This window comes from Nitrincola sp., from assembly GCF_048264025.1.
Taxonomy (GTDB): Bacteria; Pseudomonadota; Gammaproteobacteria; order Pseudomonadales; family Balneatricaceae; genus Nitrincola.
In genome coordinates this window covers 117,906-138,320 of record NZ_JBLXDN010000009.1, presented here as the reverse complement: position 1 = coordinate 138,320, position 20,415 = coordinate 117,906, and the positions used below count along the sequence as shown (strand labels likewise).

General features: G+C 52.0%; 20 protein-coding genes. 16 read left to right on the top strand and 4 right to left on the bottom strand.

Features of this window, described 5'->3' with window-relative positions; translation table 11 throughout:
- The first annotated feature begins 21 nt into the window (after positions 1 to 21).
- Positions 22 to 438, top strand: a complete 417-nt coding sequence (gene fur, locus ACN0R1_RS09205) for a ferric iron uptake transcriptional regulator (RefSeq protein ID WP_417582097.1) — start codon at positions 22 to 24, stop codon at positions 436 to 438.
- A 41-nt stretch (positions 439 to 479) separates the two neighbouring features.
- Here the strand turns inward: fur and recN are convergent, their stop codons facing one another.
- Positions 480 to 2,144, bottom strand: a complete 1,665-nt coding sequence (recN, locus tag ACN0R1_RS09200; RefSeq protein WP_417582095.1) for a DNA repair protein RecN — start codon at positions 2,142 to 2,144, stop codon at positions 480 to 482.
- A gap of 160 nt (positions 2,145 to 2,304) precedes the next feature.
- Here recN and grpE point away from each other — a divergent pair, with 160 nt between their 5' ends.
- The 11 genes from grpE (at position 2,305) to ACN0R1_RS09145 (ending at position 14,496) form a co-directional block, all read left to right on the top strand.
- Positions 2,305 to 2,928 (top strand): nucleotide exchange factor GrpE, encoded by a 624-nt coding sequence (grpE, locus tag ACN0R1_RS09195; RefSeq protein WP_417582093.1) that lies wholly within the window; start codon positions 2,305 to 2,307, stop codon positions 2,926 to 2,928.
- A 94-nt stretch (positions 2,929 to 3,022) separates the two neighbouring features.
- Entirely contained in the window at positions 3,023 to 4,939 is a 1,917-nt protein-coding gene (dnaK, locus tag ACN0R1_RS09190) for a molecular chaperone DnaK (RefSeq protein WP_417582091.1), read from the top strand.
- A 117-nt stretch (positions 4,940 to 5,056) separates the two neighbouring features.
- Entirely contained in the window at positions 5,057 to 6,193 is a 1,137-nt protein-coding gene (dnaJ, locus tag ACN0R1_RS09185) for a molecular chaperone DnaJ (protein WP_417582089.1), read from the top strand.
- Positions 6,194 to 6,226: 33 nt separating this feature from the next.
- Entirely contained in the window at positions 6,227 to 7,036 is an 810-nt protein-coding gene (dapB, locus tag ACN0R1_RS09180; RefSeq protein WP_417582087.1) for a 4-hydroxy-tetrahydrodipicolinate reductase, read from the top strand.
- A gap of 75 nt (positions 7,037 to 7,111) precedes the next feature.
- Positions 7,112 to 8,476 (top strand): V-type ATP synthase subunit B, encoded by a 1,365-nt coding sequence (locus ACN0R1_RS09175; protein ID WP_417582085.1) that lies wholly within the window; start codon positions 7,112 to 7,114, stop codon positions 8,474 to 8,476.
- A gap of 3 nt (positions 8,477 to 8,479) precedes the next feature.
- A complete protein-coding gene (locus ACN0R1_RS09170) occupies positions 8,480 to 9,082 on the top strand; it encodes a V-type ATP synthase subunit D (protein ID WP_417582083.1) in 603 nt (200 codons plus the stop codon).
- Positions 9,079 to 10,857, top strand: coding sequence for a V-type ATP synthase subunit I (locus tag ACN0R1_RS09165; RefSeq protein ID WP_417582081.1), 1,779 nt, complete (start codon positions 9,079 to 9,081; stop codon positions 10,855 to 10,857). Before ACN0R1_RS09170 ends, ACN0R1_RS09165 begins: the two co-directional genes overlap by 4 nt.
- Positions 10,845 to 11,291, top strand: a complete 447-nt coding sequence (locus tag ACN0R1_RS09160; protein WP_036520543.1) for an ATP synthase subunit C — start codon at positions 10,845 to 10,847, stop codon at positions 11,289 to 11,291. Before ACN0R1_RS09165 ends, ACN0R1_RS09160 begins: the two co-directional genes overlap by 13 nt.
- A 9-nt stretch (positions 11,292 to 11,300) precedes the next feature.
- Complete coding sequence (locus tag ACN0R1_RS09155; protein WP_417582079.1) at positions 11,301 to 11,981, top strand: ATPase; 681 nt, start codon at positions 11,301 to 11,303, stop codon at positions 11,979 to 11,981.
- Positions 11,981 to 12,685, top strand: coding sequence for a DUF2764 family protein (locus ACN0R1_RS09150; RefSeq protein WP_417582077.1), 705 nt, complete (start codon positions 11,981 to 11,983; stop codon positions 12,683 to 12,685). The genes ACN0R1_RS09155 and ACN0R1_RS09150 overlap by 1 nt, the downstream gene beginning before the upstream one ends.
- On the top strand, positions 12,682 to 14,496 hold the full coding sequence (locus tag ACN0R1_RS09145) for a V-type ATP synthase subunit A (RefSeq protein WP_417582075.1): 1,815 nt from the start codon (positions 12,682 to 12,684) through the stop codon (positions 14,494 to 14,496). Before ACN0R1_RS09150 ends, ACN0R1_RS09145 begins: the two co-directional genes overlap by 4 nt.
- On the opposite strand, the gene ACN0R1_RS09140 is transcribed toward ACN0R1_RS09145, so the two are convergent.
- Positions 14,490 to 15,062: an NUDIX hydrolase gene (locus tag ACN0R1_RS09140; protein ID WP_417582073.1), complete on the bottom strand. Its 573-nt coding sequence runs from the start codon at positions 15,060 to 15,062 to the stop codon at positions 14,490 to 14,492. The genes ACN0R1_RS09145 and ACN0R1_RS09140 overlap by 7 nt on opposite strands.
- Positions 15,063 to 15,162: 100 nt before the next feature.
- On the opposite strand from ACN0R1_RS09140, the gene ACN0R1_RS09135 reads away from it, so the two are divergent.
- Positions 15,163 to 15,756 carry a CoA pyrophosphatase gene (locus ACN0R1_RS09135; protein WP_417582071.1) on the top strand — a complete coding sequence of 198 codons (594 nt, stop codon included), beginning with the start codon at positions 15,163 to 15,165 and terminating at the stop codon, positions 15,754 to 15,756.
- Here the strand turns inward: ACN0R1_RS09135 and ACN0R1_RS09130 are convergent, their stop codons facing one another.
- Together ACN0R1_RS09130 and ACN0R1_RS09125 are read right to left on the bottom strand one after the other, a co-directional pair.
- Positions 15,757 to 17,028: an HlyC/CorC family transporter gene (locus ACN0R1_RS09130; protein WP_417582069.1), complete on the bottom strand. Its 1,272-nt coding sequence runs from the start codon at positions 17,026 to 17,028 to the stop codon at positions 15,757 to 15,759.
- A gap of 74 nt (positions 17,029 to 17,102) precedes the next feature.
- The gene (locus tag ACN0R1_RS09125; RefSeq protein WP_417582067.1) at positions 17,103 to 17,891 is read right to left on the bottom strand and encodes a cytochrome C assembly family protein; all 789 of its coding nucleotides are present in this window, start codon (positions 17,889 to 17,891) and stop codon (positions 17,103 to 17,105) included.
- A 177-nt stretch (positions 17,892 to 18,068) separates the two neighbouring features.
- Here ACN0R1_RS09125 and ffh point away from each other — a divergent pair, with 177 nt between their 5' ends.
- The 3 genes from ffh to rimM all read left to right on the top strand — a co-directional run bounded on the left by ffh (position 18,069) and on the right by rimM (position 20,415).
- The gene (gene ffh / locus ACN0R1_RS09120; protein WP_417582065.1) at positions 18,069 to 19,451 is read left to right on the top strand and encodes a signal recognition particle protein; all 1,383 of its coding nucleotides are present in this window, start codon (positions 18,069 to 18,071) and stop codon (positions 19,449 to 19,451) included.
- A 158-nt stretch (positions 19,452 to 19,609) separates the two neighbouring features.
- Positions 19,610 to 19,861, top strand: coding sequence for a 30S ribosomal protein S16 (gene rpsP, locus ACN0R1_RS09115; protein WP_151057715.1), 252 nt, complete (start codon positions 19,610 to 19,612; stop codon positions 19,859 to 19,861).
- A gap of 29 nt (positions 19,862 to 19,890) precedes the next feature.
- Positions 19,891 to 20,415: a ribosome maturation factor RimM gene (gene rimM, locus ACN0R1_RS09110; protein WP_417582063.1), complete on the top strand. Its 525-nt coding sequence runs from the start codon at positions 19,891 to 19,893 to the stop codon at positions 20,413 to 20,415.

Genomic DNA, 20,415 nt, shown 5'->3' with positions numbered 1-20,415 from the left:
ATAGCAAATAAGAGATAGATTATGGCTTTAGAGAATCAAGAACTTCGGAAAGCAGGACTTAAAGTGACCTTGCCGAGGGTGAAAATATACCAGTTGCTGGAAAGAGCTGGCGAGGGAGAGCATTTCAGTGCAGAAGATATTTATAAGTTGTTGATGGAGTCCGGAGAAGATGTCGGGCTGGCAACAGTGTATCGAGTATTAACGCAATTTGAATCGGCTGGTCTGGTTTCACGTCACCATTTTGAGGGCGGTCACTCAGTGTTCGAGTTAGCACGCGAAGATGACCATGATCATATGGTTTGTGTGAAAACTGGACGCGTATGCGAGTTTACTGACCCGCGCCTGAGTGAGTTGCTGGACGAAATTGCTGCAAAAAATGGCTTTGTTATCGCTGACCGCACCCTGTATCTGTACGGTCAGTTCAAAGATAACCTCTAAGTTTGTTGGCTTGCAGTCAACCGGTGAGTCCGGGGCTGCTGTTATCCTTCCAGCATTTCTCTGGCATGTGTCAGCGTAGCGTCGGTCACCTGAATACCACCCAGCATGCGGGCAATTTCCTGTAAGCGGGGTTCTGGTTCAAGTTGGGTGATTTGCGTACGTGTTTTCTGCTTCTGGTTGGCTTTGCTGACAAAAAGATGTTGATGGCCTTGAGAGGCCACTTGCGGCTGATGCGTAACACAGAGTATTTGTGTGCGCTCGCCCAGCTCTCGTAGTAAACGACCAACCACTTCAGCAATGGCGCCACCAATGCCTACATCCACTTCATCGAATACCAGCGTGGGTGTGCTGGATGTTTGTGCGGTAATAACCTGAATCGCCAGACTGATCCGTGAAAGCTCACCCCCTGAAGCTACCTTGGCCAAGGGGCGGGCTGTCTGCCCTGGATTGGCGGCTATCAAAAACTCCACCTCTTCCATGCCATTCGCATTCCATTTACTTTCCGGTAGTTGGTTTAGGCTGACGTTGAAGTGGGCGGCAGTCATACCCAGGCTGTGCAACTGAACATCAACCGCTTTGCTGAGCTTGCCGGACTGTTGCGTACGCGATTTGCTTAAACGCGTCGCCAGTTCAATATAGGTTGCTCTGGCTGTCTCAGCATCCTGGTGAAGCTGGTCCAGGGCTTCGTCTGATCGGTGCAGGCTGTCCATTTCCGTTTGTAATTCAGCTTGCAAGGCCGGTAATTGTTGCGGCTGAGTGCGGTGTTTGCGGGCAATGTCATAAATTGCCGTTAGGCGCTCTTCAACTGTTTGTAGGCGCTCCGGGCTGATTTCGATATGGTCCAGATAGTGACGCAGCTCATGGCTGGCTTCTTCAATCAGAATCTGGGCATTGTTGAGCATCTCGCTGACTTGTGTGAGGGTGGGCGCGTTTACCGCCAGTTGCTGCAGCAGGTGTTGGCACTGGTTCAGCAGGTTGACGCAATTCTGTTCTTCACCCTCAGAGGTGATCTCAATTAACTGGTGCCCTGTTTGTAGCAGATGGCCGGCATTTTCCAGGGTTTTCTGTTCATTCTCCAACTCGGCCAGTTCGTCAGGCTGTAGATCCAGTTGCGCCAGTTCTTCCAGCTGGTAGCTGAGTAATTGTGTACGGGCGGTTTTCTCGGCACTGTCGTCAGTGAGTTGTCGCAGTGATTGATTAAGTTTCTGCCAACGGCTGTGTTGCTGACGAACCTGCTCTGCCAGAGTGGCTTGCTGGGCGTAGTCATCCAGCAGTACGCGATGGTACTCGCGGTGGAGTAGCCGCTGATGCTCATGCTGACCATGGATGTCGACTAATAGCTGACCCAGTTCACGCAACTGATTCAGTGGGGCGGGTTGGCCGTTAATGTAGCTGCGGCTGCGCCCCTCTCGGGTAATAATGCGGCGTATCTGGCACTCCTGATCCTGTTCCAGATCCTGTGCTTTGAGCCAGGCCTGGGCTTCAGGAATGGCTTGGAGATCAAAGCTGGCTGTAATTTCAGCCCGTTCCTCACCGTCTCTAACCGTATCGCTGTCGGCGCGATCGCCGAGTGTCAGGCCAAGCGCATCCAGCATGATCGATTTACCTGCGCCGGTTTCACCGCTGATAACGGTCATGCCGTCTTTCAGCTCCAGCTCCAGCAGGTCAACAAGGGCAAAATTTTTGATCAGTAGGTGTGTGAGCATAGTTGTCATACATGGTTATTTATACAGTAGTATGTATAAGGCATTTTTGCTCAGTCTGCAAGTGGTGTTGAAAAGATAGTTCATGCCGGTTGAATCCATTTTTTTTGACCCCATTAATCTGACAGTCTCAAGATATTGGAAATATGACAGGAGAGAGTGGATGGCTAATGATCAGCAGAAACCGTCGGATGAAGCGCTTGACGTCACTGTGGAGATTCAGACCGAAGGTGATGTGGCTCCTGACAGTGAGTCTGCCGAAGTGGTTGAGGACGTGGTGGTTGACGGTGGCCAGTCTCAACAGACTAGCGATGCGCAGCAGGGCGATTTAGCGCTGGCACGTGATGAAATTGAGCGTCTGAAGCAGGAAGTGCTGGATACCCAGTTGCGTGCACAGGCCGAAATACAGAATGTGCGCCGGCGTGCCGAGCAGGATGTGGAGAAGGCGCACAAGTTTGCGCTGGATAAGTTTGCCCAGGAGTTGTTGCCGGTAGTTGATAGCCTTGAACGCACCGTGGACGCCTGTCCTGTGGATGACGAAGCAACCAAGGCTTTACGTGAAGGCGCTGACATGACGCTGGATCTTTTTGTTAATAGTCTGGCCAAGTTCAATTTGATATCTGTCGATCCGACCGGTCAGGTCTTCGATCCAGCGTTGCATCAGGCTATGTCTATGGTTGATGCACCGGATGCGGAGCCCAACACAGTGGTGGCGGTGATGCAGAAGGGGTACACCCTCAATGGTCGACTGGTGCGTCCGGCCATGGTTATGGTTGCAAAAGCATAATATAGCTTGAAATAACCTTAGGCAGCCCCATATAGGTTTCATCGGTAAAATACAGAATTCACACCGCAGAGCGGTATAGATTACGGAGAGTAAAATGGGAAGAATTATTGGTATTGACCTGGGTACAACCAACTCTTGTGTAGCCATCCTGGATGGTGACAAGACCCGAGTCATTGAGAACGCCGAAGGCGATCGTACTACCCCGTCCATCATTGCATTTACCAATGATGGTGAAATTCTGGTGGGCCAGTCTGCCAAGCGTCAGGCGGTGACTAATCCGGATAACACCCTGTTTGCTATCAAGCGTCTGATCGGTCGTCGTTTTGAAGACGATGTAGTTCAGAAAGATATCAAAATGGTGCCTTACAAAATTGTCAAAGCGGACAATGGTGATGCCTGGGTTCAAGTGCGTGACAATAAAATGGCGCCACCACAGGTTTCAGCTGAAGTGCTGAAAAAAATGAAGAAAACCGCTGAAGATTACCTGGGCGAGCCAGTCACAGCGGCAGTTATTACTGTGCCTGCTTACTTCAACGACTCACAGCGTCAGGCTACTAAAGATGCCGGTAAGATTGCTGGTCTTGAAGTTAAACGTATTATCAACGAGCCAACAGCGGCTGCGCTGGCTTACGGTATGGATCAGTCCAAGGGTGATAAAACCATCGCGGTTTATGACCTGGGTGGTGGTACCTTCGACGTATCTATCATTGAAATTGCGGATGTTGATGGCGAACACCAGTTTGAAGTACTGGCGACTAACGGTGATACTTTCCTGGGTGGTGAGGATTTCGACCTGTCGATCATCAATTACCTGGCGGATCAGTTCAAGAAAGACTCAGGTATTGATCTGCACCATGATCCACTGGCACTGCAGCGCCTGAAAGAAGCGGCTGAAAAAGCCAAGGTTGAACTGTCTTCTTCACAGCAGACGGATGTTAACCTGCCGTACATCACCGCTGATGCTTCCGGTCCTAAGCACTTGAACGTCAAGCTGACTCGCGCCAAGCTGGAATCACTGGTTGAAGAGCTGGTTGAGCGCTCACTGGAGCCTTGTAAGATCGCTCTGAAAGATGCGGGTCTATCTACCTCTGAAGTAGATGAAGTGATTCTGGTCGGTGGTCAGACGCGTATGCCATTAGTGCAGAAACGTGTCACTGAGTTTTTCGGTAAAGAGCCACGTAAAGATGTTAACCCGGACGAAGCTGTAGCGATTGGTGCGGCAATTCAGGGTGCGGTACTTTCCGGTGACGTGAAAGACGTGCTGCTATTAGACGTGACCCCGCTGACACTGGGTATTGAGACCATGGGTGGTGTAGCTACGCCGCTGATTGATAAGAACACTACGATTCCAACCAAGAAATCACAGGTGTTCTCAACCGCCGATGACAATCAGACCGCTGTAACCATTCACGTGGTACAGGGTGAGCGTAAACAGGCGAATCAGAACAAGTCACTGGGACGTTTTGATCTGGCGGATATTCCACCGGCACCGCGTGGCGTACCTCAGGTTGAGGTTACCTTTGATATCGATGCCAACGGTATTCTGAATGTGTCTGCTAAGGACAAAGCGACCGGTAAGCAGCAGTCCATCGTGATTAAAGCCTCTTCCGGTTTGAGCGATGAAGAAGTCGATCAGATGGTTCGTGACGCTGAAGCTCATGCGGATGAAGATCGTAAGTTCGAAGAGCTGTCACAGGCACGTAACCAGGGTGATGCCATGGTGCACACCGCCAAGAAGACGCTGAAAGATGCGGCTGATAAAGTGACCGAAGACGAGAAAACCAAGATTGAAGCGGCTATCGCAGAGCTGGAAGAAGCGCTCAAAGGTGATGACAAAGCGGCGATCGAAAGCAAAACAGAAGCACTGACCGAAGCTGTGTCCGGTGTGGCGCAGAAGATGTATGCTGATGCCGCTGCCGCTGAACAGGGTGATGCTGGTCAGAGTGAAGAAAAGCCCGCAGAAGACGTAGTGGATGCTGAGTTTGAAGAAGTGAAGGATGACAAAAAGTAATCCTTCATGTCCAGCATGAACTACTGAAATACTGAAATGAAGGCGACGCGGGCATCAGCCCGCGTTGTCGTGTCCGGCTCCCGCAGGAGTCATCGTTAACCGGATCAGATTCGGACTATGTCAAAAAAAGACTATTACGAACTACTGGGTGTCCCGCGCGATGCCTCAGACCGCGATATTAAAAAAGCCTATCGTCGCCTGGCGATGAAGTATCACCCGGACCGTAATCCGGATGATAAGGACGCGGAAAATAAATTTAAAGAGTTCAGCGAAGCTTACGAAGTGCTTTCAGACGCCCAGAAAAAGGCCGCGTACGACCAGTTTGGTCATGCCGGTGTTGATGGGCAGGCTGGCGGCGGTGGCTTCCACGGCGGCTTTGAGGGTAATTTCTCCGACATCTTTGGTGATGTGTTTGGGGATATCTTCGGGGGCGGCGGTGGTGGTCAGCGTCGCAGCAGTGTGCAGCGTGGTGCCGATCTGCGTTACAACCTGGATTTAACCCTGGAAGAAGCGGTACGTGGCTGTGAAAAAAGCCTGCGTGTGCCGACGCTGGTGGGTTGTGAAACCTGTCATGGCAGCGGGGCCAAGCCTGGAACCAATGCCAAAACCTGTGGTACCTGTGGCGGTATCGGCCAGGTGAGAATGCAGCAGGGCTTTTTCTCGGTGCAGCAGACCTGTCCTTCCTGTCACGGCAGTGGCAAGGTGATCTCTGACCCTTGTAGTAGCTGTCATGGACAGGGTCGTGTCGAGAAGGTTAAAACCCTGCAGGTTAAAATCCCGGCAGGTGTGGATACCGGCGACCGTATTCGTTTGTCAGGTGAAGGCGAAGCGGGAGCTAATGGCGGCCCGGCGGGTGATCTCTATGTGCAGGTCAGTGTACGTGAGCATGAGATCTTTCAGCGTGACGGTAAGCACTTGTATTGCGAAGTGCCGATCAGCTTTGTCGATGCCGCCCTAGGTGGCGAGCTGGATGTGCCGACCCTGGATGGCCGAGTGAAGCTCAAGGTGCCAACCGAAACCCAGACGGGCAAGCTGTTTCGCTTGCGTGGCAAGGGTATTACCCCGGTTCGCGGTGGCGGTGTCGGTGATCTGATGGTCAAAGTGATCGTGGAAACACCTGTCAGCCTGAATAGTCGCCAGAAAGAACTGTTGCGCGAGTTTCAAGATGCCACTGAAGAGGGTAAGCATAAGCACAGCCCTAAACGCCATGGTTTCTTCGATTCAGTGAAGAAGTTTTTTGAGGATATGACCTGATTCAGGGTCGGCTGGTTTTTGGCAGGTAAGGTAATGATCAGAATAGCAGTGACAGGTGCGGCTGGCCGCATGGGTAAAACCTTGATGGAAGCCGTTCAGCAGGCCGAGGGCGCACAGCTTACAGCGGCGATTGTTGAGCCAAGTAGCTCTCTGGTGGGCGCTGATGCCGGTGAGTTGGCCGGTCTGGGTAAGCTGGGCGTCAAGCTGAGTGGATCACTGGCTGAGGTTAAGGATGATTTTGATCTATTGATCGACTTTACCTCCCCCAGCGTGACCATGCAGAATCTGGCGTTTTGTGAAGCGCATGGCAAGCAACTGGTGGTGGGTACAACCGGACTGGATGAGGCGCAAAAAGCACACTTGCAACAGGCGTCTGAGCAGATTGCCCTGGTGTTTGCACCCAACATGAGTGTGGGCGTTAATCTGTGCTTTAAGCTGCTGGAAGTAGCCGCCAAGGCCCTGGGTGACGATGGCGGTTATGATATCGAAGTGATAGAAGCGCATCATCGGCATAAGGTGGATGCGCCTTCCGGTACCGCCTTGCGTATGGGTGAAGTGCTGGCTGATACCTTGGGTCGCGATCTTAAAAGCTGCGCGGTTTATGGTCGTGAAGGTCAGACCGGCCCGCGTACTGCCAAAGAGATCGGCTTTGAAACCATTCGTGCCGGTGATGTTGTGGGTGATCATACTGTGCTGTTCGCCACTGAGGGTGAGCGTATTGAGATTACTCATAAAGCCTCTAGTCGCATGACTTTTGCCAAGGGGGCCGTGCGGGCTGCTGTGTGGTTGGCGGATAAGCCCCGTGGCCTATACGACATGCAGGATGTACTTAACCTCAGATAAGTGAGGTTAAGTGTATTGTAAATGTAACCTGGGCATGGCTTAATCTTCCTGTGGGTTTTATACAGGAAGTGTGTCGTGTCTCAATTGCTATTGTGCTACTCAAAAATCCTTGAAATTGTAGGTGATCTGGTTAAGGTCTATGTGCCTGAACCTGATCGAGACAAAACCGGCAGTGTCGGCTTTGGTGATTTGGCACTGATTGAAAATCCCCTTGACCCTTCGCAGTTGCCTTGCCTTGCACAGGTAATTGAATTGGGCAGTGATACCGTTTCGCTGCAGGTGTTTTCTGGCACCAAAGGCCTGTCAACCAAGGCCACCATCCGCTTTCTTGGTCACTCTATGCAGGTGGCCTTTTCCACTAATATTCTCGGTCGGGTATTTTCCGGTGCTGGCGTACCCATTGATGCCGGTCCTGATCTGACTGAAGAGCCGCACATCGAAATTGATGGGCCGACGGTTAACCCTGCTCGCCGAGTATTAGCCTCGCGCATGATTCGTACCGACGTACCGATGATCGACGTCTTTAACTCCTTGGTTGAAAGCCAGAAAATCCCGATTTTCTCCGTTGCCGGAGAGCCCTATAACCAGCTGTTGGCGCAGATCGGTGCCAATGCGGATGCTGATGTTGTGGTATTCGGCGGTATCGGGTTGATCTTCGATGACTACCATTTCTTCCGTACCGCTTTCGAAAAGGCGGGCGTGCTGGCCAAAACCGTCATGTATGTTCATCTGGGCTCTGATCCCACAGTCGAAGCACTGCTGGTGCCGGATATGGCCTTAGCCGTGGCGGAGCGCTTCGCGGTCGAAGAAGGTAAGCGGGTGCTGGTGCTGCTCACCGACATGACCGCCTATGCCGATGCGCTCAAAGAAGTGGGCGTGGCGATGGAGCACGTACCGTCAAACCGTGGCTATATTGGTGACCTCTATTCGCAGTTGGCGCGGCGCTATGAGAAGGCCTGTGACTATAAAGGTGCGGGTTCTGTCACGATTCTGTCAGTGACCACCATGCCCGGTGATGATGTCACCCATCCGGTGCCGGATAACACTGGCTATATCACCGAAGGGCAGTTCTACCTGCATGATGGCGTGCTGGATCCATTTGGTTCTCTGTCGCGTCTGAAACAGCATGTGATAGGTAAGGTGACCCGTGAAGATCATGGCCAGATCATGAACACCATGGTGCGGTTTTATGCTTCGGCGCAAGATGCCCAGCAGAAGCAGGCGATGTCATTTGAGTTAACCGACTATGATCTGCGGCTATTGCGCTTCGGTGATCTGTTTCAGCGTCGCTTTATGGACATCAAGGTGTCACTGCCGCTGGAAAAGGCGCTTGATCTGTGCTGGAAGACCCTCGCTGAGTGCTTTGAAGCAGATGAGCTGCTGATGAAGCAGGATCTGGTAGACAAGTATTTCCCCCAACCGGCTAGTGTACGAGGGTAAATCATGGGTCGGCTGGCGCTGAATAAAAGTACCCTGAACAAGGAAGGGCGCAAGGTCAAAGCCTACCAGAAATTTGTACCGGCTTTGGATTTGAAGCGTAAACAACTGCTTGCAGCCCGGGTGACAGCACAACAAAAGTTGCTGGAGCATGACCAGGAGCTTATTGATGTGGAAGCACGCGTTAAGCAGCAACTGCGTATGCTGAGTAACTATCAAGGGCGTGCCGATGAGTTGGTTCGGATCAAACACATAGAGCTGGTGGAAGTGAATCTGGTGGGTATACGTTTACCGGAACTGCGTTCGCTGGAGCTGGTGATTAACCCCTATTCCTGTTTAGGTACGGAGCATTGGCTAGATAAGCTGGCATCACAGTTACAGCAGGTGGTGGAGATCAAAACCCGCCGTCAGGTACTAAATAAGCGCCTGGAATTACTGAATAAAGGCCTGCAGAAAACTACGCAACGCCTGAATCTTTTCGATAAGGTGTTGATTCCTAAGGCTCAGACTAATATTCGTAAGATCCGCATTGCGCTGGCCGATGCTGAGCGTGCCGGTGTTGTACGCGCAAAAATTGCCAAGAATAAACGTCAGGCGCTGCCCTCATGAGTATTCTGCAGCTGAAAAAGGCCGCTTTGATTGGTCTGACTGAAGAAAAACTGCAACTTCTGGATGCCTTGCAAGCGCTGGGACTAATGCACGTGATTCCGTTGCAGGACCCTCAGCAGAAGGTGCAAGCGGAAGACAGTGTGAATCCCGAGCGCCTTAAGCGGGCATTGCAGTATTTGTTGAGCTGCCGTGAAAAGCGCCGTCAGGTAGTGCGAACACGCCAGTTCAGCCTGGTTGAAATGCTGGATCGTATTGACCTTAGCCGTACCCGGCGTCTGGAGCTGATGGCACGTCGCGATTTTCTGGAAAAGCGTATTGCAGATCTAACCCCTTGGGGCGATTTTAGCTTTCCTGAGCCCGATGCGTTGGCGCATCAAAAACTTTGGTTCTATCTGGTGCCAAACTTTCAAATGCATCAGGTCGAGCGCTCTGGATTAATCTGGCATTGTGTTCACCGGGACAACCGCCATGCCTATATCGTGGTAGTGTCAGAGCAGGAGCCGGATGCTAACCGTATGCCGGTGGCTCGGACCTTGACTGGTAAGGTTCCCCTGAGTCAGTTGGAGCAGGATCTCGAGGACATCGAGATAGAGCTGGAATCAACCGAAGCTGAGCGTGAAGCGCTGACTCGCTGGATCTATCAACTGCAGCGCTGTGTGGCTGATACGCAGGACAGTGCATTTCTATCTGAGGTGGCTGATCAGACCCTCGACTGCGGGGAGATTTTTGCGTTACAAGGCTGGGTGGCTGAGTCGCATCTGGAAGATCTGCAGGCCTTTGCTGAGAGTCAGGGATTGGTGTTGTTGATTGAAGAGCCTGAGCGAGAGGAAGTTCCCCCGACCTTGCTGGAGAATACCGAGCAATTGGGCGGTGGTCAGGAAGTGGTCAGCTTTTTTCAGACCCCGGGATACCGTAGCTGGGACCCGTCCAGAGTGGTGTTTTTCTCCTTCACCGGCTTTTTTGCCATCATTATGTCGGATGCGGGTTATGCGCTGTTGCTGGGGGCTATTCTGGCCTATTACTGGAAATCGATGCAGGCTACTCGAACTCAGCGTCGGCTACGTTCGCTCGGGCTGACGCTGAGTGTTGCCAGCTTTGTCTGGGGTGTGGCTGTAGGCAGCTATTTCGGTGCTCCAGCCCCTTTTGATTGGTTACAGCAGTTAAAAGTCATTGATATTAATGACTTTGATTACATGATGCGGCTATCCATTGGTATTGGTGCATTGCACCTGCTATTGGCCAATCTGATGATGGCCTGGGTTCGGCGTCAGTCATTGCAGGCCTGGGCATCGGTAGGTTGGGCGCTGGCGGTACTGTCGGCCTTACTGGGTTGGCTGCAGGGCTTTCATCTGCTGCATTGGCTGGTGTTTGCCCTTGGCCTGTTGCTGGTGTTAGGCATGAGTGGTCAGGAGGAACGCTGGCAGTTGCGTGGTTTGCTGCAGGGTACCCTGGCATTGACCAATATCACCAAAATGTTTGGTGATGTGTTGAGCTACCTGCGCCTGTTTGCACTGGGGTTGGCCAGCGCATCCCTGGCGATCACCTTCAATCAGCTGTCTACCGATGTGGCGATGGCTTTGCCAGGTATCGGCATGTTCCTCAAAGTTTTGATCTTGTTAGCCGGGCACATGCTGAACTTTGTCCTGACCGTGGTCAGTGGAGTGATTCACGGACTGCGTCTGAATCTTATTGAATTTTATAACTGGAGTCTGGCAGATGAAGGCTATGCCTTCCGGCCTTTCTCGAAACAGGAGGTTACACCTTGGACAACCTGATTATGGCCCTGGGTTGGGCTGGGCTTTATGGCCCGATGGCGTTGGGCGCGATAGGCAGTATGATCGGCTGTTCACTGGCAGGTCAGGCGGCTGTGGGGGCACTGCTGGAAACCGAAACCGGACACGGTCGTTATATCGGTATTTCAGCCATGCCGTCCTCCCAGTCTATTTATGGCATCGTGGTGATGTTTGCGCTGAATCGTGACGTCACCCCGGAAAATGCAGCGGGGCTGGCGGGTATCGGTTTACTATGTGGCCTGGCACTGATGTTCAGTGCGATTTACCAGGGGCGTAGCTGCGCATCGGCAATCAATGTCTCCAAAATTCGTCCGGAAATATTCGGGATGTCACTGGCACCGGCAGCGATTGTCGAAGGCTTTGCGGTATTTGCCTTTATCTTTGCCTTGGTTATCAGTGCAGGTGTTCCTGCTTAGGAGTGACATATGAATCAGCAGGAAAAACACCATCCCTCCTATGGGGTCGAAGCACTGATCGAACAGTTGCGCGATCAAGGCGTACAGAAAGGGCGTACAGAAGCTGATCAACTGCTGCAAGAGGCGCGTCAGAAAGCCGCTCAGTTGCTTGATGAAGCGCGCCATGATGCCGACACCATTCGTCAGACAGCGCAGCGTGATGCTGAGCAGACGCGTAAGGCCGGTGAAGACGCTCTGAAAATGGCCGCGCGTGATCTGCTGTTGGAATTGAAAGAGAGCATGGCGCTAAGCTTTGCTGATCAGGTAGAGCGCCTGGTTGAGCAACAGATGGACAATGCCGAATTTATGCGCCGGCTGATACTTGAATTGGTGGGCAAGGTGCGGGATCAGTCGCATCTGGACGGTCACAGTGTGGAAGTGATGCTGCCGGATGAGTTTATCGGCCTGGATGAGTTGCGCCGCAATGCACATGAATACCGTCAGGGGCGTTTAAGTCAGTTTGTGCAGTCCTTATCGGCCGAATTGCTGCGCGATGGCATCAGTTTTGATACCCATGCTGGTCGCGGACTGCGTATACGTTTGAGCGGTAAAGATGTTGAGATTGACCTGACTGAAGTGGCGATAGCACAAGTGTTGCTCAAACACCTGCAACCGCGTTTTCGTGCCTTGTTGGAAGGAGTTATCCGCTAGTGGCGGACTATTACACCCTGGTGGTTGCTCTGCCCTGGCTGCATGAGCAGATGGAGAAGTGCACCCAGTTACCGTTGTCTCGCATTGCGCTGGAAAAGCGACTGAGCTTGCTCAGTGATGCCGATTGGCAACTACTGCGTTTGGCTGAGCAACTCTATCATCCGGTTGCCAAAGGTGATACATCACTACCTGATCGCGATCGGGCGATGCGCTGGCAACAGCAATTGGACAGTTTTCCGTCCGAGGCCTTGCGAGCATGCCTGGGTTTACGCCTGGAAATGCAGACTTTGTTGGCGGCACTGCGTTACCGGCGCCGTCCGGAAACCTCGGCAGAGCATTTTCAGGGGTTTGGACGCTGGACACCCTGGATTCGCCGTCACTGGCAGGAACCTTTTTTTGGTCTGGAAACACAAGTCGATTATCTGGAAGAGTTGGGGCTGTTGTTTGAGCAGGGCCGCACCGGTGATCTGCAGAATCGTATGGATCAGTATCTGTGGCAGAACCTTTTGGCTACGGAGCGTAGTCACCACTTCACCCTGGAAACTGTGATCTGTTTTGTGCTGCGCTGGGGGCTGGCTGAACGGCGTTTGAGTGGTGATGCTGATACGGCTCTGACTGCCTTTGAAGGTCTGAGTGGTGAGCTAATGCAAAGCAGTGGTATTCAACAGCAGCTAGAGCAGATGTTTGAGGAATTTAACACATGAATGCAACACCGGTAACCGCGCGTGTCGCGGGTGTGCGCGATGATATAGTCACCATTCGCCTGATGAAAGACGATGAAGGTGAGTTTTTTGCGCTGGTCAAAAATGAGGTGGTGTACATCTGTCCTGCGCGTCTGCCGGCCGATGGTCGTCAGGAGCGTTTGCAGGCGGAGGTATTGCGTGTCCGTCATGGTGAAGCGGATGTGCAGGTATTTGAAAATACCCGCGGTGTCTCAATCGGTGATGTGGTGGTGCAAAGCAGCCGACTGCTCTCAGTAGCGCTGGGTCCAGGGTTGCTGGGACAAATCTATGATGGCTTGCAGAATCCGCTGGAGCTGATTGCCGGCCAGCACGGCTTCTTTTTGCCGCGGGGTCTGGATGTTGATGGTATTGATCAGCAGCAGCACTGGGCTTTTCAGCCCTTGGTCAAAATCGGTTCGCGGGTCAAAGCGGGCGATGTGCTTGGCAAAGTGCAGGAGCGACGCTTTAACCATAAGATTATGGTGCCCTTCAACTTGCGCGGTGAGGCTGAAGTCACCTGGGTTCAGGAGGGTAGTTTTACCGTCACTACACCAGTGGTGCGCCTGCGGGATCAACAGGGGCAGGAGCACGAAGTGTGCATGCAGCAGTTCTGGCCAGTACGTGTGCCAGTGAATCGTGATCTGCTGCGAGCCGGTTACAGTGAGCGGATGTACCCGCATGAGCCGATGCTGACGACTATCCGTTTGATTGATACCTTTTTCCCGGTAGCGAAAGGCGGTACTGCCTGCATACCTGGTCCTTTCGGGGCAGGGAAAACGGTACTGCAAAGTTTGATTTCTCGCTATTCAGATGTCGATATTGTGATTATCGTAGCCTGTGGTGAGCGTGCTGGTGAAGTGGTGGAAACCATCACTGAATTTCCGAAAACACCGGACCCTAAAGGCGGCACCTTGATGGATCGCACGGTGATCATCTGTAACACCTCGTCCATGCCGGTGGCCGCGCGTGAAGCGTCCATCTATACCGGCATCACTATCAGTGAGTACTACCGTCAGATGGGTTATAACGTGTTGCTCATCGCTGACTCGACTTCGCGCTGGGCGCAGGCCATGCGCGAAACGTCCGGGCGTCTGGAAGAAATACCAGGCGAAGAAGCTTTTCCGGCTTATTTGGACTCAGCCGTGCGCGCACTGTATGAGCGAGCCGGTCTGATACGTACCAATGATGGTTCGATGGGTAGCCTGACATTGATTGGTACGGTATCCCCGGCGGGTGGTAACTTTGAAGAACCGGTGACCCAATCAACCCTGCGCACGGTGAAAACCTTCCTGGGATTGAGTGCTGACCGGGCCTATAAACGCGCCTATCCAGCCGTGGATCCGCTGATCTCCTGGTCTCGCTATCTGGAACAGCTGGAAACCTGGTTTGCCGAGCATATGGACAAAGACTGGGTACCTCAGGTGCGTGAAATGCTGTTATTGCTGAGAAAGGGTGAAGAAGTACAGCAGATGATGCAGGTGACCGGTGAGGAGGGCGTAACGCTGGAGGATTATCTTCTCTGGCAGAAGTCACAGTGTCTTGATCAGGTGTATTTGCAGCAGGATGCCTTTGATGCTGTGGATATTTCGGTGCCGATTGCCCGGCAGCGAGATCTGTTTCGTCTACTGACTCGCAGCCTGGAAAATCTGCCAGCGCTGACTACAAAAGAGCTGGCGCGCAAACATTTTGTGCATCTGACCAGTTTGTTCCGTAACCTTAACTACACCCGCCAGGATAGCCCTGAATATCAGCGTTACTGGCAGGAAATAGAAGCGCTGGGTAAACCTCACTGATGGGTGCCCAGCTCACAACATAGCTCGCCTTCGTCGCTGCGGCTCATCGCCAGATGGCGCAGCGGGAAGTGGCCGGTTTTACGGTCACTGAAATAAAACTTCAATGCGTTGGTGATCGTCGGAAAGGCCAGCGCATCCCAGGGGATCTCGTCTTCACGGAACAGCTCCACCTCAAGTGATTCATCACTAATGCTGAAACTAGGCTCCGGCATGTCTGCCAGATAGATCATCTGCACCTGATCAACATGCAAAATGGATGTCATGGTGTAGAGGCTGCGAATGATTACCTGAGCATTGGCTTCTTCCAGTGTCTCACGTAAGGCCGCCTGTTCGGTGGATTCACCATTTTCCATAAATCCGGCCGGCAGCGTCCAGAGGCCATAGCGCGGCTCAATCGCGCGTTTGCACAATAATACCTGGTCCTGGTAGACCGGCAGACAGCCTGCAATAATACAGGGGTTTTCGTAATGGATGGTATGGCAGCAGTTACATACATAGCGGTGACGGTTGTCACCCGCGGGTATTTTTTGCTCAACCGCCGCACCACAATTCGAACAGTATTTCATTGGGCTGGTTCCTTGTTGCTTCCCCGTCATTGTAGTCAGATGCAGATAGGCTAGTCGACCCGTTTTTTTAGCGTTATCATCAACGGGATAAGGAGACACTATGCTTACTCAGGCCATTCAGCGTATCAATGCCCATCAACCCTGGCGATTGCGTCGTAAAGGGCGGGAAGCGGCTGTGCTGATACCTGTGACCCGGTCTGAAAACCATCCAGAGCTGATTCTGACAGTCCGGGCATCTCATCTCAATACACACAAGGGCGAAGTCTGTTTTCCTGGGGGTAAGCGCGATGAATCCGATGCCTCTCTATCCTATACGGCGCTGCGTGAAGCCAATGAAGAGATTGGACTCAGCGCAAAGGATGTGGAGTTATACGGCCCATTGGGACAGGTGGTTTCCAAACATCATCTGCAGGTCACCCCTTGGGTGGGTGTGATACCGGAGCATTTACCCTTGCAAGCGAATCCAGGAGAAATCGCACGTATTTTTAAAGTGCCGGTACGTTTTTTCCTTGAGCAGGGTCCACCGCAACTGGATCAAATCGTCGTGGGAGATCAGGTCTGGGATGTACCTTCCTGGCATTATGAAGGCGAGCTTATTTGGGGGCTGACGGCTTATATTATCTGTGAGTTGCTGACGATCGGGTTTGACATGCCGTTAACTATGCCAACCCGACCGGAGCGGGGATTATGCTGATCAGCGCAGCTTATCCTTACGGATAGGGATAAGTCGCACTGTCTGGATAAACTTGTCTTGTATCTGCAGGGTTTCTACGCGGTATTCGCCGATGACCAGGCAGATGTTAGCATCCGGCAGTGATTCCAGGGTTTCGGTAATCAGGCCGTTGAGTGTTTTTGGGCCATCGGTTGGCAGTTGCCAGTGGAGCGCCCGGTTGATGTCACGGACATAGGCGCCGCCATCGATGAAATAACTGCCATCATCCTGTGGATGAATATCTTCGACCAGATCATTGTTCTCTTCAGACAGCTCACCCACGATCTCTTCGAGTATATCTTCCAGCGTGACGATCCCTTCGACATCACCATATTCATCGACAACGATACCGATACGTCGACTCTGCTGTTGGAAATTGAGTAGCTGAGTCTGCAGCGGCGTACTTTCCGGCACAAAATAGGGATCACTGGCTACTTGTAAAATAGCCTCTTTGGTAACTTCACCGCGTTGAATCAGTTGAGCCAGTTTGCGCATATGCAACAGGCCAATAACCTTATTGATATCGCCATGATAAATCGGCAAGCGGGTATGCAGGGTGTTGGAAAGCTGCTCCAGAATCTGTTCAAGCGTCTGGTCCATATCTATGCCTTCCACTTCATTGCGGGGGATCATGATGTCGTTAACGGTGACATCATCCAGCTCCAGCACACCGAGTAGCATTGACTGGTTACGTTTGGGGAGCAGGGCCCCGGCTTCATGTACCAGGGTGCGCAGCTCTTCCGTACTCAAATGATCGTTACCATGCTGATTGGGTTTAACGCCAAAGGCACGTAGCAGATTATTGGTGATGGCACCCACCAGCCAGACCAGCGGATAAAATAGTTTCAACAGCGGATGAAGTATGAAGCTGGCCGGAAAAGCAATACGCTCGGGGTGTAAGGCGGCCAGGGTTTTTGGCGTCACCTCAGCAAAAATCAGAATCACTAGTGTTAACACACCGGTAGCAATAGCAATACCGGCATCTCCCCAGAGCTTGACCGCAATAATCGTGGCAATCGCTGACGCGAGAATGTTAACAAAATTATTACCGATCAGGATAAGGCCTATCAGGCGATCAGGGCGTTCCAGTAGTTGACTGGCTCTGATAGCACCGCGATGGTGTTTTTTTACTAGATGGCGTAACCGGTAACGGTTCAACGACATCATTGAGGTTTCTGAGCTGGAAAAGAAAGCTGATAAAATAATCAGAAAGCCAAGCAGAATCAGCAGAGAGCTTATCGACGCGTCTTCCAAAATAAAAACCTGTGTTATAAATAGGGATAGCCATTTTCAGAGCAGAACCCGGCTGTGTCAATAGCTATAAAAATCTAGAGGATGAACTCCATGACCAGCTTTGAGCCAAAGTAGCCCAGCATCAACAATAAAAAGCCACCGATAGTCCAGCGGATGGCGGTGATGCCGCGCCAACCCAGGAGTTTGCGGCCCGCTAGCAGCGTGGCATAAATTAACCAGGCGGCGATGGATAGCAGGGTTTTATGAACCAGATGTTGTGCAAACAGATTCTCAACAAACAACCAGCCACTGAGCAATGAAATGCTCAACAGAATAAAACCGACCCAAAGCATCTCAAACAGCAGTTTTTCCATGATCTGCAGGGGCGGTAAACTGGCGACCAGACCACGTGTATGATGCTGCTTCAATGCCAGTTGCTGGCGCCAGAGCAGGATGGCCTGCAGCGCGGACAGGGTGAAAATACTGTAGGCCAGCACTGATAACAGAATGTGCAGGAATAAACCGCTACCATAGGGCTTCAGTGTATCCGAGACCGGCATGATGGCCGCTAACAGTACGGCAAGCGCCGCCATCGGGAAGACCCCGATAAACAGGTTGTCAATGCGTTGGCGTAAACTGCTGCCGATCACTAGTGCGGCGACCAGCCAACTGATCAGTGAGCCCATGCTGAACAGGCCAAGATCTATACCCGCCTCATGGTGAAGCGTGTGGTACACCGAAACCCCGTGGGCCACAAAGCCCAGAACCCCCGAAATAAGTACAGCGGGGCGAACATCAAGCCGCCTACCCGTGGCGCGCTGCCATTGCAGCCAGGATGCGATGGCGTAGCATATAACTGCAAATAATGAGATGAAAATCAGCATCCAATGAATCTCCTTTCAGGCGCATAAGTTTGGCATAAACTGTGTAAATAAGAAATATAGGGTGCAGTGCGAGTGCAGGGATCTGTATAATGTCGAGCAAAGTTTGTTCAGTGGTTACACCGAGTTGCTGAAGACACGTCCTCAGCTGGCCACAGATGATCCGATCAGAGGCAAAGCATGTTTGATAATCTTACACAACGATTAACGCAGACGTTACGCAGCGTCACCGGTCAGGCGCGCCTGACGGAAGAGAATATTAAAAGCACCCTGCGCGAAGTGCGCATGGCGCTGCTTGAAGCGGATGTGGCTTTACCGGTTGTTAAAGAGTTCATTAACAGCGTTAAAGAGCGCGCGGTCGGGCAGGAAGTCAGTAAAAGCCTGAGTCCTGGCCAGGTCTTCGTTAAAATAGTCAACGAAGAACTGATCAAAGTGATGGGTGAGGCTAATGCTGAGCTCGATCTGAGCATCACGCCACCCGCGGTCGTTATGATGGCGGGTTTGCAGGGCGCGGGTAAAACCACCTCTGTGGCCAAGCTGGCTCGTTTTCTGAAAGAGCGCAAAAAGAAAAAAGTACTGGTGGTGTCAGCCGATATTTATCGACCCGCTGCTATTCGTCAGCTGGAAACCCTGGCAACTGAAGTGGGCGTGGAGTTTTTTCCCTCGGATAGCAGTCAGAAGCCAGTAGATATCGTCAATAGCGCCATTCGTCATGCCCGCCTGCAACACCACGATGTGCTGCTGGTGGATACCGCCGGTCGTCTTGCCATTGATGAGGCGATGATGGCTGAGATTCGTGATCTGCATGCCGCGGTTAAACCGGTTGAAACCCTGTTTGTGGTTGATGCCATGACCGGTCAGGATGCTGCCAATACTGCACGAGCTTTTAATGAAGTGCTGCCATTGACCGGTGTGATCCTGACCAAAACGGATGGTGATGCACGTGGTGGTGCGGCTTTGTCGGTACGTCATATTACCGGTAAGCCAATCAAATTCATCGGTGTGGGTGAAAAAACCGACGCACTGGAGCCTTTCCATCCTGATCGTATTGCCTCGCGTATCCTCGGTATGGGGGATGTGCTCAGCCTGATCGAAGAGGCCGAGCAGAAGATCGACAAGGCCAAGGCTGAAAAGCTAGCCAAGAAGATGACCAAAGGCAAAGGCTTTGATCTGGAAGACTTCCGTGAACAGATCCAGCAGATGAGCAACATGGGCGGCATGATGGGCATGCTGGAAAAATTGCCCGGTATGGGGCAAATGGCGCAAGCGGCTCAAGCGGCGCAGGCTGAAAAAGGCATGCAGCAGTTTGAAGTGATTATCAACTCCATGACTCCTAAAGAACGACGCAATCCGGATATCATCTCCGGCTCACGTAAGCGTCGTATTGCGGTGGGTTCCGGTACCCAGATTCAGGATGTAAACCGTCTGCTCAAGCAGCATAAGCAGATGGCAAAAATGATGAAGAAATTTGGCAGCAAGTCAGGTATGACCAAGTTAGCGCGTGGCATGAAAGGCATGATGCCACCGGGAATGGGCGGTGGTGGCGGCTTTCCGCGCTTCTGAGGCATGAATAGCTTTTATTTATTGGTTGTTTGACGTACAATTCGCGCCTTGTTTTTTAGATTGGCCCCCGTCTTGCCGGCTAACATAGCGAAGGGATGGGGATTATTAACGATGGGCGATCCTAAAACCCATCCTTGCGAAATAAAGGGGTCCAGCGCATGGTCACTATTCGTTTGTCTCGTGGCGGCGCCAAAAAGCGTCCGTTCTATCATATCACCGTTGCCGATTCACGCTTTGCGCGTGACAGCCGCTTTATTGAGCGGGTGGGCTTTTTTAACCCTGTAGCCCGGGGTCAGGAAGAGCGTCTGCGCATTAACCTGGAACGTGTTGATTACTGGATCAGCAAAGGTGCTCAGACCTCTGAGCGCGTTGCTAATCTGGTTAAAGACGCACGTAAAGCCGCACAGTAAGTTTGGCGGACCTGACAGGTATGGAGCAAATGCAAGCAGAGAAACTCACCGTTATCGGTAAGTTGACTGCACCCTACGGTGTTAAGGGCTGGATCAAAATCCACTCCTATACTGATCCGATAGATAATGTATTTTGTTATTCCCCCTGGCAGGTAAAGCGTGGCGAACAGTGGTTTCAGATCAAACTGGAATCCAGTAAGCGTCACGGTAAAGGCTTGATTGCCAAGTTGGCGGGTATTGATACCCCTGAACAGGTCAGAGACTGGAGCAATGCGGAGATTTATGTCTCACAGCATCAGTTACCTGAGCTGGAAACAGGAGAGTACTACTGGAGTCAGCTTGAAAATCTTTTGGTTTATACCGAATCCGGCGAGTTGCTGGGACGGGTCGACCACCTGATCGAAACCGGTTCGAATGATGTGTTCGTCGTCAAAGCGACTGCGAATAGTCGCGACAAGGTTGAACGGCTTATCCCTTATTTGCCGGAACAGGTGGTTAAAGAGATAGATCTTGAAAAAGGAACGATGCGGGTCGATTGGGACCCGGAGTTCTAA